11 protein-coding genes and 1 pseudogene are annotated in these 15269 nt (G+C 50.7%); all 12 read right to left on the reverse strand.

All coding sequences use genetic code 11. The features are described 5' to 3' along the window. Window positions 1-632: 632 nt before the first annotated feature. The 12 genes and pseudogenes from AC1ROI_RS32660 to AC1ROI_RS32715 all read right to left on the reverse strand — a co-directional run bounded on the left by AC1ROI_RS32660 (window position 633) and on the right by AC1ROI_RS32715 (window position 15172). A complete protein-coding gene (locus AC1ROI_RS32660; protein WP_102594533.1) occupies window positions 633-1958 on the reverse strand; it encodes an OprD family porin in 1326 nt (441 codons plus the stop codon). 220 nt (window positions 1959-2178) lie between these two features. After that, on the reverse strand, window positions 2179-2511 hold the full coding sequence (locus AC1ROI_RS32665; protein WP_102594532.1) for a DUF2790 domain-containing protein: 333 nt from the start codon (window positions 2509-2511) through the stop codon (window positions 2179-2181). 316 nt (window positions 2512-2827) lie between these two features. Next, the gene (locus AC1ROI_RS32670; protein WP_102594531.1) at window positions 2828-4090 is read right to left on the reverse strand and encodes a hypothetical protein; all 1263 of its coding nucleotides are present in this window, start codon (window positions 4088-4090) and stop codon (window positions 2828-2830) included. A 2-nt stretch (window positions 4091-4092) separates the two neighbouring features. Next, window positions 4093-5226: a nucleoid-associated protein gene (locus tag AC1ROI_RS32675; protein ID WP_047535429.1), complete on the reverse strand. Its 1134-nt coding sequence runs from the start codon at window positions 5224-5226 to the stop codon at window positions 4093-4095. A gap of 284 nt (window positions 5227-5510) precedes the next feature. Then, window positions 5511-5768 (reverse strand): BPSL0761 family protein, encoded by a 258-nt coding sequence (locus tag AC1ROI_RS32680; RefSeq protein WP_102594530.1) that lies wholly within the window; start codon window positions 5766-5768, stop codon window positions 5511-5513. A gap of 279 nt (window positions 5769-6047) precedes the next feature. Next, window positions 6048-6440, reverse strand: a complete 393-nt coding sequence (locus AC1ROI_RS32685) for a DUF6957 family protein (RefSeq protein ID WP_371857866.1) — start codon at window positions 6438-6440, stop codon at window positions 6048-6050. A gap of 558 nt (window positions 6441-6998) precedes the next feature. Then, window positions 6999-8669, reverse strand: coding sequence for a TnsD family Tn7-like transposition protein (locus AC1ROI_RS32690; protein WP_102594529.1), 1671 nt, complete (start codon window positions 8667-8669; stop codon window positions 6999-7001). 274 nt (window positions 8670-8943) lie between these two features. Continuing rightward, complete coding sequence (locus tag AC1ROI_RS32695; RefSeq protein WP_306461194.1) at window positions 8944-10185, reverse strand: TnsD family Tn7-like transposition protein; 1242 nt, start codon at window positions 10183-10185, stop codon at window positions 8944-8946. Between the two features lie 9 nt (window positions 10186-10194). Further along, a pseudogene (locus tag AC1ROI_RS32700) lies at window positions 10195-10668 on the reverse strand (TniQ family protein); the annotation flags it as partial. A gap of 15 nt (window positions 10669-10683) precedes the next feature. Further along, window positions 10684-12153, reverse strand: a complete 1470-nt coding sequence (locus AC1ROI_RS32705; RefSeq protein WP_102594527.1) for an ATP-binding protein — start codon at window positions 12151-12153, stop codon at window positions 10684-10686. Beyond that, window positions 12153-14318, reverse strand: coding sequence for a TnsB C-terminal domain-containing protein (locus AC1ROI_RS32710; protein WP_102594526.1), 2166 nt, complete (start codon window positions 14316-14318; stop codon window positions 12153-12155). The genes AC1ROI_RS32705 and AC1ROI_RS32710 overlap by 1 nt, the downstream gene beginning before the upstream one ends. Beyond that, window positions 14315-15172 carry a TnsA endonuclease N-terminal domain-containing protein gene (locus AC1ROI_RS32715; RefSeq protein WP_102594539.1) on the reverse strand — a complete coding sequence of 286 codons (858 nt, stop codon included), beginning with the start codon at window positions 15170-15172 and terminating at the stop codon, window positions 14315-14317. Before AC1ROI_RS32715 ends, AC1ROI_RS32710 begins: the two co-directional genes overlap by 4 nt. Window positions 15173-15269 lie beyond the last annotated feature (97 nt).

Below are 15269 nucleotides of genomic sequence, written 5' to 3' on the forward strand. Positions count from 1 at the left end.
GCAGCCCTTGTCCTGCGTTATCGGGTTCATTTTGCGGGCGATTGACCTCGTCGCTGACAGGATTTCTCACGGTTTCACCGCTCGTTATCTCCGTCCGCCCCGCGTTTGGCAGGCATCTGACTTCCGGTCTTTCGCATCAACATGGCCTATGACGCTTTCTCTCGTTCGGCCCTTCGTCAAAAAAAAAAGACTACTACGGCCTCTGCTGACTTCTCGCTCCGACTCGCGCCGTCGCCCTTTCAGGCACAAGGCGAGATCTCCCCAGGTAAGAACGCAATCCTTCACCGCACAACCGCCGGATTTACGCTGCCTGACCCTTGACCACAAGAGCTTCGCGGTTTTATGCCCGCTCGCCCTGGTCGGCTTCGCCTTGTATCCGGTTCTTGTACATCGGCTCGCGGTTTCGATTCACGCTTCCTCCCCACACTCGGTCGCCCTCATGCAGTTGCGCTTCACTTCGTTCGCTGTGGTCAGCTTACGGCGGGACTTTCACCCACAAGATTGCGCCCATGCTGGGCGCACATAAAAAAAGGCGCCACTAGGGCGCCTAAGCCGCCTCCCAAACCAAAGGAGAAACAAGGAGACGGGGTGTACCTGGTAGTCGAACAATTGGTGCCGCAGGTTAGTGCTCGTTAAAGTAGTTGCAGTGGGTACTCGACAATCAGTCGGACCTCGTCCAAATCAGATTCGAAATCGGTAGCACGCGTGGTTGCTTGGCGAACACGCAGTGACATGTCCTTCAGAGAGCCTGACTGGATGATGTACTTAGCCTCAATGTCTCGCTCCCACCGCTTTTGGTCTTGCAATGGCGCTCCATCTGCTCCGCGACGCATATACACGCTGTTCGCGTTGGAATAATCAGCGTCCCACCCCTTCGCGTAGCGGGTCATGAAGCTTAGGCCTGGGATGCCGAACGCTTGCATATCCAGGTCGTAGCGAAGCTGCAAGGATTGCTCTTTCGGAGAGTTGAAGTCGCTGTATTGGATGGAGTTATCCAGAAAAATTGAGTCCGATTGGCGCAGGTAATCGAAGTCGTCATTACCGTTGCTACGCTGATAGCCAACAGTCACCGTATGAGCGCCGAATTTGACCCCAGTTTTGCCGCTCCAAATGTTGTTATCAAAGCTATCAAGGAGTTTTTTACCCTCGTCGACGGCACGGTAGTAATTTAATCCACCGATCAACGCGACGTTGTCTGAGAGCGGGTAATTAAGGGAGGTGCCAGCGTAATACTGATTCCAAACGTCCTTGAATTGGCTGGCGTAAAGACTCACACCAACGAACTCATTGACGGTGTAATCCCCCCCTAGGTAAGCAATCCACGGAGCATCAACAGCACCGGCATAGAAAGTCGAAAAGCCGTCACGCATGCTGCTCGAATTGGGTTGGCTCATCGCATGCAGCCGGCCCCCCTGAATGGTCAGGTCTTTAATGCTGGTATTGGTGAACGTTGCCCCCCTAAAGCTCTCTGGCAGCAGTCGAGAATCGCCATACGCCACGACAGGTGTGGATGGAAATACGTCTCCTACTTTGACCACCGTATCCATAAAGCGAGCCTTCGCGGCTCCGCCTACTTTTGAGTAAGAGTCTTCAGGTTGGCCTTTGCTGTTGTAGGGCATGACATCCACTGAGCTTCGAGCCCCCGAGCGCCCATCACCCGAATCAAGCTTGAGTCCTACCATTGCAAATGCATCAATGCCGAACCCGACGGTGCCTTGGGTAAAGCCCGAATCAAAACGTCCAATAATCCCATGAGCCCATTCTTCAGCGTAGCCATTGCCTGTAGGACTTGACTGGCCCTTTCGATAGTCACGATTGAAATAGAGATTACGATTGAGAAGACTAAAGGTGCTCCCTTCAATGAACCCCTCAGGTTTTTGCTCAACAGCCACTGCAACTTGCCCCATGCTCATGCCAAGGGCAATGAGAGAAAGACCATAAAAGCTTTTATTGTTCATTTAACACTCCAGGCTTTAGCTTGGCAGAGTTTCTTTATGAAATATTTTTATCATTATAAAAAGCCACCGGCACATAGGGATTCCCTCTACGTGCAGGCAGACATAATTTCATACAAAAGATAACTCCAGCGTGACCTGAAAATTACTTCTATGTCAGCGACCAGTAAGCATGCTTAAAAAGCGTAATTGAATGATCTGACGTAGACATGACCCTAAGGGGCTAGCTTCCATGTGGGCAGTTGGTACCCATAATCTTGTACTCCACGGTATTAAGCTTGCCCGCCGAGTCTTCATAGGTCATGCGCGAAGGCGCAACACTACAGGTTTTGTTGGCCTGTGTGACACTGACCACCTTCTGAATATCGAGGTTCATACCATATTCATAATGAACAACTTCAGGGATGGCCTTACCATTTTTTAAGGCATATTGCTCCATCGCCTGTTGGTTTTCTTGCATCATCCGACCGTAAACGCGGTCACCGCCGCCCTCAGCCATGGCTAATGAAGACAAGGTTAAAATAGAAACGGCGAAAAGTGCTTTTAATGCTTTCATGATTTTCTCCTAGAGCTCACTTACTTCTGACTAGAGGATAACCAATGATGCCTTTCAGAAAGCTGCCGCGAATATTACATATGTGTAAGGTGTCCCTGTACTCGTGAGTTCGACTCTTAGAAATTTCATTTTTTGGCGGGTACGTGAATGCGTTATAAGAGCATCAGAAACTAGCTCGAGTTCTACATGAAGTATCTACGAGCCTTTTATTGGAAAATGCATATCCCCCATATCACGGAGAGCTGCTTGGCACACTCCAGTAGCATGATTCGTTTGCGCACAGCTAGATGAGGCAGCGAACGTGTTACAAATGCCATTACGGGCTGAGAAAGCTCGGAGCTCCGTTGAGCGCGGAAAACACGATCGACAGGATGGTCATCAATAGCCATATGAAACCATCCCAGTATTTAATCGCGGCCAGCAGCAAGGCCCCGACGATTGGCAGCAAGGACAGCCCCTTCAGCAAGCGAAAGGTCTTGGTTAGCGTTCGGCCCTGCTTGTCGACCTGGTCGATGGTAATCCTGAGCAAGCCCTGAAGTTTTGGGGGATAGGTTTTTATCTTGTCCTTAAAATCATCGAAGATGACATTGAAACTGTGTAGCAGGCGCTCTGTTTGCAGCATTTGATTGTGCAGGATCGCAAGCAGAACCACAGAGACCACTGCCAGGCCAAGGACAAGAATAAAACCTTCGAATTTTGAGGTTGTTTTCTCCAGCACGACCAGACCTGCTAACGATATCGGCAGGGCAAGCATCTTGCCCGCGATGTCGCCCAGTACCCCGCTAAGCTTAGTGCCATAGTCGATTTCAGCCTGGGCCACCTCGCGCCGGGCCCGCTCAAACGAGAAGCTATAGACGTAGGTTTGCAGATTCGCACGGTACGTGGCGAGGACCTCCCGCCACTCCCGCACGATCACCAAGAACAGATTCTGCTCGCTCTCAAACTTCTCGATGACGCTCGCCACCGCCATCCGAATCATCAATTTTCGTTCGGAGAGGTGCGCCTTGTTTTCGTTTTTTCGATTGAGTATTTCTTCCAACAAGCTCAGGTGGTTGAGCTCATAGTCAAGAACCTTGACGTCAACCTGGGTAGGTAACAGAAAAGTTCTCGGAGGCTTAGCCCCATCAGGAGGCAAGGCAAAAAACAGGTTATAACCATCTGGACTGCTGTCTTTGTCGACGCCGATCGCTAGCAGTGCAAGCAGCTCGATCAGCCGGCAGACGCGCCTGAGCGCCTTAATCGCCGAAGGTTCGGTGTCATCACTATCCGCCCAACTGAGCTCAACAATGTACACGTTGCTCGGAAATTGGCCCTTGCCCAATGAGCCATTGCGAGCGACAAACTCGCCTAAGTTCGCGTAGAACCGGCCCGACTCGTTCGATGGCAAGCGAAACTCAATATCGAGTGAGTCAGCTTCTTCGGAGCAATGCTCGAACTTGCCATAGGCTGCGGGCAGGTCATCACACATTCGCAACGCACCAATAATGTCTGGCGTTGGCCTCCCCTCATAGCGGATGACCCCATCCTCAATGGTGGGCGCTCCGAGGGCACGGTAGAGAGCTACCACATTGGAAAACATTCTTAGCCAGCCCTAGCCAGCAATTCTTTCTCGATCACACCAACCAGTTCGGCAGTCAGATTGGACAGGGTCAACTTCTTCCGTCCCTCATCATAGTAAACGTCTGCGGCCGGATCCTTACCTAACGCTCCACGCTCGAATTGCAACGACCAGTTAGCAGCGTCCCCCTTGATACGGGTCTTCTCTTTCAGCGATTTTGCATTGACCGTAAAGTCGTCCGGCACCTTATGTTTCTCACTATTCAAATAGTCTTTCAGCCCAACGATTTCATCCACTAAGTCAGCAGGTACGTGTGCGACAGCGACGTGGCAGATGGCGTCCAGGCGCGCGGACTTGCCTGCGGCCAACTGCTCCTCCAGATATTTGATCACCGCCTCTTTGGCCTTATAACCAAAGCTTTTTAACGCTTTGTTGTCGCGAAAAAACCGGGCAACGTTATCAATGGCATTTTTGGTAGCGCGTCCGGAGGCCACTCCTTTCGCACAACCCAGTGCAGAAATGAAATAGTCAGATGCCTGACTATCACGGCCGCGGCTGATGAAGCACAGGTAGGTTGAATCCACTTCATCCTCCGCGTCATCCTCATCCTGCTCAGGCGCAGCAGCGGCCGCAGCAGCCATAGCCTTTATGGCCACGAAGCTAGCCAAGTTGATCCTGGCGGCCTGCTGAACCTTGTTGAGATCGACCTCTTGAATTTCCTTCGGCACGTAGTTTTCGTCCAGCTGAATACCACCGCGCTCCTTCATGCTGGCGACCAGGAAAAAGTCGGTTGCGCCCGAGGTGTACTGGGCGCAAAGGATGTGTCCACCAGTCGACAAGACTTGATTACCGGCTTGCTCCACCAGTTGGTCCATTGCCAAGTGGGTCAAGTCGATAAATTGCGCTTTATCATCTTGTACTTCTACGAACGCGGTGAAGCGCTCTGGAAACGGCCCCTGACGGTCATCATTGGCAAACTGGCCATAGACCACGCTGTTGCCTTCTTTGCCGATGAGGCCGTGGATACCATTGACCAGAAAATGCAACGCAGGATTTTCAGTATCGAGCGCCACATCCTTCTTGACCACCTCGGAGATAAAGCTGGTCTTGGCCAGCTTCTTAAAGCTGTGAATGATGGCTGTTTTCAGTGTGATCATAGGTCGAATTCCGTTCCGATAGTATCAATATGGAATCACTGAAAATAACACCTTACCCAACAAACTTCAGGGCTTATCTCGACACCTGACACCACCTAAGGGCTTCAACACTTAGGTGATGAGTAAGGCCGCAAAAACCCACTAACTGTATATGCATACAGCATAATAGTATATGCCGTTCATCAGCACGAGGGTCGGAGCGTTGAAGCGCGGACAGCATCATCTCGGATTGTCACAGACCATGGTCTCTATCATAGACTCAGTCTGAGAAAGTTTTTCCAGCCTTATCCGTCAGTGCTGGAGCTCAACTGGGGAGTGTGGACCACTATCGCGAACTCTCGCGCTGGATCGCTCGGATCCTTCGTTTGAAGCAACTCTTCGAAAGAACCTATCCCAAAGATCACCCATGGTTGTGGGTAATGCCGCAGGAGGCGTTTTGCCTGCTGATGAACAGATTCTGGGAGGGTCTGATCTCGAGACAGCTCACGCAAGAACTCGCCTGTCTGGACAGTACTCCGGGTACGCTCGCAGGGCATGGTCATGTGCCGTCACTCCGCTAGAATTTGCACTTAACCTTAGAAAGCCCACCACCATCGCCAAGGGCTCTGTGGGTGCGAGCCATTCATTTGACTTGAAGCAAGCACGCTGCTCGGCTCCCCTGAAGTAAACAAGGTCCCCATGGGCCTGGCTCTAGGAAACGATTGCTGATACGTGGCCAACGCCATGTCTTGGTAAGCACCGAGAAAATACCGGGAGGGTTGAGTCGGACGAAGCCCAAAACATTGAACGTCGATGGATGCCACATTACGCACCCGTGACTCTCAGTACAGGCTCTGCGCGACGTCCAGGTCTGTTCGTATCCTTCGGCCGGGTCCCATCAACACATAAACGGTGTTTTTTGTCTCGAACAGGCAATCGTGGGTGAAGGAAACACCCAATGAGGTTCTTACCCAATGACCGCGTGGGAAACGTCCTTTGCTATCGTGGAGAACAAATAAAGCGTTGACCAAAGTAGGAGTGACTCCTCTTCTAACAACGACCTTTAACTGACGGGGGGAGACAGCTAAATCAACCACTGTCCAGTCAGCGACTAGGCAATAGGGGCGTCCAGGGAAGTAAAATCCGACCAGAGCCACGGCGTCTGAATGAGCAAGCTCACATCCAGGTATTTTTTCACCACCGGAAAGCAGTTCTACTAGGCCCGCTAGATTCATTCGTCCCTCCGACCCACTTCAAAAATCGAGTCGAATGATCAATCACACCAGTCAGCATAGCTGCACGTAAATCGCTCGGTCTTAACTCTGATGAACAGCACGCAAAACTTGGCTCATCTGCTCAAAAGCTGACGGTTAGCCCTTTCGCTATGGTCTGATTTACGCCGAGATATCACTGATTGTGGGCTCACGCTCTCAAGACCTATAGCTCTACGTATACCTCGCCTCACTGAACACCACTATTTCGATCGGTGGTGTCGCCATCTGGAATGGCTTGCGCCAGTTACCGACGCCATGCCATTGCCCATGCTTGAATCCAACTGCTAATGGGAGTGAAGACGAGGCGTCATGAAATCCGATGTCTGCGGCATTGAGCGGAGCGATATTGGCGTACGCGACATCGATCCTTTGTCTGCTGAAGCCGCTGATAGCGGTGCACCTCCAATGCCTCGTCGCTATGCCGCTGGGTCAGTATAATTAGTGACATCCACCGCCCAGCAATACGCCTCAGAGTTCATCGGAACCAGAGCATTGCTATGCCATTCCATAAAATATCTACTAGGGCTTTGAATTGGACGCAATCATCTCCATGTATGCATTGCCACCCATAGGAATATCATAACCCGGTGGACCTTCCCATTGCCGCGAGACGCCGGTATTTCTAAGCATCATTTCAGCATCAATACCTTCCTTAACCATGTATTCTAAATCCCACTCGAAGTGATTTATCAACGCCAGACACGCCACATGAGGCACCGTAGTCAATAATTTGAAGCTGGAGCTGTTTGGGGGTAACTTAAGCCTCGCGATCTCCGACATCGTCCATATAAATCTCCGTAACCGGAAATGCCAAAGAGATTCTAGATGAAGCTCAAGTTGTTCTGACACCAACGGAAACGACTTACGAGTCGCACGATCCCTACTTACTTTTCGCGGCAAAAGTGCAAGCATGTTACTTATATTTACTCGAACCTGTATTTGGGTGATGCGGTACAAATTCTCAACGCCTTCTTTAAGAATGGTTGCGTATTTTTCGTCCTCATCACTTACCACCGAGTCGACAATATTCTTCTGCTTTACGTCCCTTTTGATTTCACTCAATAACCAGTCCTTATCGTTTTCGTTGAGCCAACGTGTTACTTGATAAGCATTAACCCAAAGATAGTCCATCCCAATACCTGGCTTAACTTCAAGTAGTATTGAGATTTTTTCTCGATAAGCCTTTTTTTTACTTTCTGGCAAAGCTTTCTCTTTAAGACGGGCCGTCGGGTTTACCAAGCTAGTAAGTAGAGACTCCTCTGCCAAGCATTTCTCAAATTTTTCTGCACTACCAAAAAGATGGAGAGATATTAGAAGATGCCGTGCCAACGGCATATCGATTTGACCTCTTGTTGTCGATAGTCTAATCCATTGACGTCGGATGCCAGCTGCGTATGCCAGGTCAATTTTCGAAATAATTTCATCGCCGAACTTTTCACGAATACTGCTAAACAATTTAGCAGTACCAATCAGATTTCCATGAACAAACCCACGCTTCTTTGCTTGACGCCGATAACAGGCAGCTAAAACCTTATAATCCACCGATGGCAGATTGCGTTGCAAAATATCATTTACAAAAACTGCATATTCTTGTTCTTCAGATGAGGCTAGTAAACGGTTCGCAGGTTTAATAGCGCTCCACCCACAAACACAATCATCGGTTAAGTTAGGCAATAACTTGTTTCTACGAAAGAAAGGGTGAGAACAATCCTGACAAGATTGAAGAAGTTCCTCGCCATGCCGCCAGCAGGCTGTAACGCCCGGTACATGATGAGCTCGGTGCCAATATGCGTAACCTGACTCTATGAGGTCAGCCTGCACACAGGCTAAGCAAATCTTGGCTCTGCTATTTTTTGTACCCTCCCACCTAGGCACTCGGGCAACATCTGACAAAACTCTGTCCAGTACTTTAGATGGATCTTTTGACAACCCTATAAAAGGTTTGTATGCAGGAAAATAAGTATTAATTTCAAGCAATTCATTAAAGTTACTTTCTTTAACTCCAGGTAATCGAGACGCAAGGCTCCCTAATTGCTTTGGTATAATCGAAAGTTGAAATGGGGCAACGCCAAAAAGGTCACGAAACGTTTCTGCCTCTGTTTTGTTTCCAGACAAAAAATGGTACCTCGTAATACGAGATAACAGTGTCTCATCTGGCATCGATATTGGAAAAAAAAGAATGCTGGACATGAGTAGTCGATTTTTTAGCGTGAGTTCTGGTAGGAGGCGAATCCCGTGAAGGAAGTACTTTTATCACATATCACCCTGTACCCAGGCAAGGATTTTTATGAGCGCAACACAGTAGCGAACAGCCACCAACTACTACTTTAAAAAATTCGCCGTTTTTTATTCGGTGTCATAATATAATACCGAACAAATATAAATACCCTTTATGTATTGCTTCGCCAAAAACTCACACAGCGAATCTAAGCGTTGCTCATTGACGGGGCTTCTGGCGACGGCGTTACAGAGCAATATCCATACTAGAATCAGAATTCAGTCCCCCTGTACGCGGTTTTCTGATACACGCTGTTCGATATATCGATGATTGAGTAATTGTTTTGCCGTCTAGATTTAGCTTACGCTCGGCCCAGCTCAAACGCCTCCTATGGAATGCATCAAGGGTTTCGCATTCGGCCGCCAGTGCCGCCGCACAGTGCGGCAGCTTGTTTAGCTGCTTTTCAAACCTAGATAACACATGAAGCTCTCTGCCTATTTTTGTCCGTGAGATACGGACAGGTTTACCTGGAAGCGTTCGTAACATTTCAGCGCATTGAACCACTTCATTGGCAAGGTTAAGGTCGAGGTCTTTGAATCTTTCTGTCTGCTGTCTGCGCGGTCTGTGGGCTTTACCTGGCTCTTGTGTGCGCTCAGACAGCCATTGCCGATCGTTTCGATGAAGCCACACATAATCTCGACACTCATGAGCTAGGCGAGCTCTGTAATCCCCCTCAAATCGAGTCCTCCTATCACCCAGCTGTTTCGAAAGCCTCGCCTCTTTCCATCGGTCAGGTCCATCCGAAATCGCGCGTATCATTCGGTAGACGCATGTAACCGAGTTCCTTGTTACTGACGCTATGGTCTTCGCGTCAGCCCCCGAGAGCGCCAGCCTCCAGATCGTTTCAGATGCCTCACTCATATACTCAATGGTGCTTGAGCGACTGGTTGGAGATCTGTTGGCAGCTCGTCCACCAGGTGTTTCGGTATTGGCTGTTCGATTCAGCGACTCGGTAATAGGCCCGTTCTGCCGAAGTATCCTTTCCATGTCGACCTTCAGCGCGCAGGCCAGCAGGATGAATTTCAGCGGATGATGGGTGCCCCTCGGCTTACGCAAAAGCTTCACAACCCAGGCCGCCGGTATATCCGCAGACGATTTGCTCAGTATCGAGTACTCCCCTGAGGAGGGGAGAGCCTCAAAGAACGCAGACATGTGCCGCGCCAATCTACCTAAGTGCAGCCGACCAGTGTCGGAAGCCATTTCCAAGGCGATAGCACCATCCAAAAACACCGAGCGAATAGCATCAGGACATAAAGGAGGAACATCGATCTCAAGCACCTGCATCGAACGCTGCGCTATTTCGTGCAGAGCACTTTGTAGATTTTGAGGGATGTCTAACGAAATGGAGTGAGACTGAACGTCCTCATCGTCCGGTAAGTGCATTCTTCGAGAATTTCGGCTAAACCAGCGGTAATCAAGGAACTTCAACTGGGTTCCATGGTGGGGACAGATCAATACGCCTGGAAGCTGATGCACACGGTGCCAGTACGCTGCTCCCACACAGGCTATGTCCTGGTCGATACAGTCGAAGCAAAATCGCACTCTCGAAGCGAATTCGAGTCGACTCGCAATTAACCCCAACCTTAGCATCACCCCCTCGCCGTTTCCCGCCATCAAGGTATTGGCGTCGTCCACCTGTAGCTGGGTCAAAAAAGGTTCGTAGTAGGGCAGCAGCGTATGGCGCTTTATAACCTCAGCTAGCGATAGGCCTGTGCCACACGGAAGCGCCTCGGCAAGCTCAGCTAGTCGACACGGAAAAGCCACGTTCTGCGAGAAGAAGTTAGCGGACTGAGCTCCATCGAAAACGGCTCTGCAGCTACGTATGCCACAGAGGCGGGCGTATCTTGAAAGTACGCTATGAAGCGTCTCATCGTGAAACACGGCCGGAAAGAAATGGAATTTGAGCCCCATTTCGGCACCTTTTATTCACCCCTTTCGATACAACAGAGAGAACTCAAATAGATCGCTGTTTATCCAACCGGCGCTCTTCAACGCCTCAATGGAGTCTTCACTTTCACTTAGCGCCTGTGCCTCTGACGTCTCAACCGCTACCGCCGCAGGCGACTGCGATTTGACTGGGTTAACGGGCGCCACATTAGGTTTTGGCGCACTATTGTCGCTGCGACTGATGACACTGCGCAGCAACGCCAGTCGTTCCGGCCGAGCCAACCCATCGAACGCCATCATATCGCTTAGTTGGTCTTCAATCGGAAGCAAATCGTCGAACTGCCGCATCCGTTTCGGATCTCGGCTTCGCAGGGCGGACAAAGCTGGCTTCAATATCTGCATCTTGGTGTTGCTCACCAGCGCGATTGTCTCGGCGGTAACGCATTCCGAACCACTCTGGATCGCATACCTCTGACTGAGCACTAAAAGCTTCACCAAAAAGTCGGTGACGCCTTGTGTATGCTCATACAGCGCATCAAACACTTCTTCGGTCAGTTCGGCCGGCTGCTGGTACCACTGATAGCTCCAGAGGTTTTCAACGAGCATTCGCCACTCGTCATCGTCCCTCTCAAAGCGTTTAAATTCGAGTACCCCGACGCCGCAGCAACGCCTTGCGTTGCGCATGACGTCCGAAAATAGGCTGATCATCGAATTTGTCCCGATGAACACCACGGGAATGCCGATGTTGTTCACTAGATGGAGGAAGAAATTCAGCATGTTGTCCTTGCCCCCAGTTTTCGCCAGGTGCAGATTCTGAAGTTCGTCGACCAGCAGAGCTCCGATGAAAAATGTACTCGCAACCTGCTCCATTTGTTGCAACGAGTCATTGATGTTCCGGGCCCGATACCGCTTGTAGTAATCCTCATCACCTAACGCTCGCCCGACCGCATAGAAGAATTGCTGACAGAAGCCTGCCAGCGACCCATCTCGGGGGCAGTCAAGCTTGAGCCAGGTGATCTGGGTATGAACGAACTGCTTTCCTTCATAACGCTCGTGTCGGATCGTTTGAGGGTAGAGACTCAAAATGGCTTCGAGGGCGGTGGACTTCCCAATGCCACTAAGGCCAACCAGACTGAACGTTTCGGCAGTGGACTTGAATCCATCGTGGTAGCGCTGTGCGCCCGACAGCGAGTGTAGATGTCTGACAGTGTCTGGAGAAGTCGGGTTGCGTCCGACGTACCCACGTCGGACCAGCAATGAAAATACGGACTCAAGATCCATGTGGACAATCAGAGACTGAACCACCGTCCTCAACCGGTCGATACAGTGGATCCGAGTCGAACGGTCAAGGGCGAGCTCTTCTGGATCAACAGGACGGGGAAAATTCGAGATCAGTTGGATTGCTACCTCTTCTGAGAAGATAGGTGGCAGCGCTTCGATGAGCGGATTTCCCGCGTAGTCCGCTATCGCCTGCTTGGTGTAGCTTGCGAAAACTTGGGCGCCTTTCATTAGTTTTGTCCTGGGCGGAGTCGTTTGAGCATATCGATGACCTGAGCGCTGCGAGGGCCGGCAAAGTTCTCCGAGCGTTCTGGGGCGGTCTCTGCCTTTTGCCCAGGCGGGTCAATCCTCACACCCTCTGGCACATGGGCGGTCTCCCGCTCCTTGAGGCGTTCAACAGCGCGGTTCTCACGAATATTTCCAATCATCTCGGCCTTGGTCGCAGGGACTGGCTCTTCTTTTCGCTCAGCCATCGCACCACTGACGATTTGATTAACCTCCTCTAGAAGCGAAATCCGACTCTCCAACTCAGCGCGTTTATGAGCCGGTGGAGCCTGGCGGTAAGCTTCGAGCAGGTCGAAAATTTCATCGGATCGATAATCAGCATACTTGTGATCGGACGAACGCAAATCGCAACGGATGAACTGTTTGTTGTCGCCCCGGATCCAAATATGTGCCGCGGAATTTGGATCATACCAACACTCTATAGACCAAACCCCGCGGCTACGGGCTTTCGCAAACCAGTTGTTCTCGATCGCTACATCACAGACATAGTGCATCCCTCGGAATAGCACACCACCCTTTTGCACCGTTGCTTGCTCGCGCGGAAGCAAATGTAGATAAACCAGCTCGTCGGGATGATTGTTTGGTTCGACGTGGCCATTTTCCAACGCCCAAGTCCAAATACCTACCGGCGTCGGGTCGACACCGTCGTTCATCATCTCTTGAGTGAGCCTGTCGGGCTGCCGGTTGAAGCGGTTATAGTGAAGGACACACTGGATGATGATCTTAGTGAACTCTTTCATGCTGAGCGTCGCGTCGAGTCGGTAATCTCGCTCGCCACGCTCCTTCTCCCTAGCCGCTACGCCACCTGGTAGCCACCTGATGCCCGTCAAATCGTTCAGGATACCGAACCGACTCTCCACCATCGACTTCCAGTCCGGCCGGTAAGGCGGAGCGATTCCCAGCTCGATATTCAGGCCAGTGGCAAGACCTTCAGCTGCTTTCCCCAACATCTCGCCTCGATCAGCGTAGATGTGATGTGGGAGGTGGTGACAGGCCCATTCTTCGGGATCGATTGTGACCCCGTTGGTAGCGCAAAACTGAACCTTCGAAGTGAAAGCGTTGAACAGCGCTTGCCTCGCGCCGTTCCAGCTCGGCCCCTCCAACCCGATGTAAAGACCGACGATCATGCCGGAGAAGCTATCGATGACGACGTACACCACCGGCCGTCCAATGAGCATCCGCCTGGAGTAGCCGTTCACGAGATAAATGTCAGCAATGGTGGCATCGATCTCAAACTGATGGCAGGGACCACGAAGCCAGTCACGCACGGTTCCAGAAAGGGGGCGGCAATCTTTTAGCCAATTCCGCATTCCCTTACGCCCGCGTTCAGTTTCAACTTCGTCGAAATATTGCTTTCCCCAATAATCGAACTGCCTGAAGGAAGGAATTTCCGAATCGGGTAGGAGGCGACCACCCGATTCTGGATTTTTCGAAAGGTCTTTCGCTGTGTAGAACCTTCTAAGCATCTCGACATAGGCGCTGGTTATCGTAGAAGTCTTATCCCCAACGAATAACGAGTAACCGACACGGATACAGCGCTTATCCACGGCATCAATAAGCTTGGTCGGCGCAACGGCAATACCTTGGTATCGTGGTTTCCTGCCGGGCGGTTTTGCGGGATCATACTTGCGCTCAGGAACTCCGACGCCCGCGTAGTTTTTCAAGAGCGCATTTCGAACCTGGCCATTGATCCAGTAACGGTACAGAAGTCGATAGATACTCTTGCGCTGCATGCCAAGCTCAACAGCTCTAGCGCCCACCATTCGCCCCATCTCACCGGGAGCAAATATCTGACCTGGGTAATCTGAGTCGATCAGGGGCGCGATGATGTTCCACTTTTCATCCCTTTCCCGCTTCTTTTTCTCATCCAGGTCATCCTCTAGCACTAAGAGAAACTCAGGCGTAACAATCTTGGCTGGCTTCGTATCGCCTGCTATGACGGAACCGCGAAGCTCTTCCAAGCCCAAACCAATCGGTTGGCGTGGCGGGTCCGTTAATTGGATCAAAACCACCGCATCGTATCGCTCATTGAGATACAAGACCCTAACGATGCCCGGAACGACCGAAAATTCAGTGACCGGTTCGAAATAATCATTGACTTGGACTTTCATGATAAGCCCTCCGCCGCCAGTAAAATTTTTGCTGTGTTTTCGATGATTTCAAAGGTTGGTAGTGGTGCAGTCATTTGAATGGGAGTACCAACCAAATCTACCTTGATCGACTTGGCCCATATCAGGTGATGATATAAAGCCCGAGAATCTTGATAGGAGATAAACAAACGTGCGGAAATCTTTCTCAGACTTTCAGCAGTACTCCACGGGTACGGACGGCAGCTAGCTAAATGTTCCAGAAAATCTGAATGTAATGAGGGCTCTGCCAAGGCGCGCGGCAGCTGAGCGAATTTTCTGAGCAAGCCTAAATTCTTGATCAAGTCGGGACTGAACATTTCTTCAGTAACAATGGCCCAATCAACGTGTTGACCAGTCCAGAAACGCTTTTCGACCTCAAGTTTTTCCAGCGTTCTCTTGGCTTGTTTACCTTCGAGGTCGCTGCGGTATTTGATTGTGCGGGCTACGGATTTAAAGCTGCCATCGGACTTTTTGATTGTTAATAAAAAATCCGTGGTCATAACGTAAGGAAGTACTGTCTTCGGATACTTGGGGTATCTCACTCCAATAGAGCTAGCGATTGCTTGAGCACTTTCTCGCGGCAGCAATGGATACTGTTCGCGTATATCCACAACATTTTCCGAAAATTCACATACCAAAAAATAGGCGCGTTCTAGGTCAGAAAAGAGGTGATGGAGGCGATCGATCTTCACTCCTTGAATCTTGTGGGAGCGTCCTCTGGAAGGCACATCTTGGACGCGCAGCCACGGCAGATAACTGGCACCAGCTCCGCTACCGAATCCATTCGTAATGTGCCGTTGAATGTCTGTCTCTGACGAAAACCTACGACCGCGCAATGCTTCCTCCTCCGTCCGCCGTGACCGCCTCTCCTCGCCCTGAAAAATAGTTATAGGAAAAAATCGTTCACCATCTGCCGATGGCATAGCGCTTTTT

This window comes from Pseudomonas sp. GW823-FHT02C02 (genome assembly GCF_058797635.1).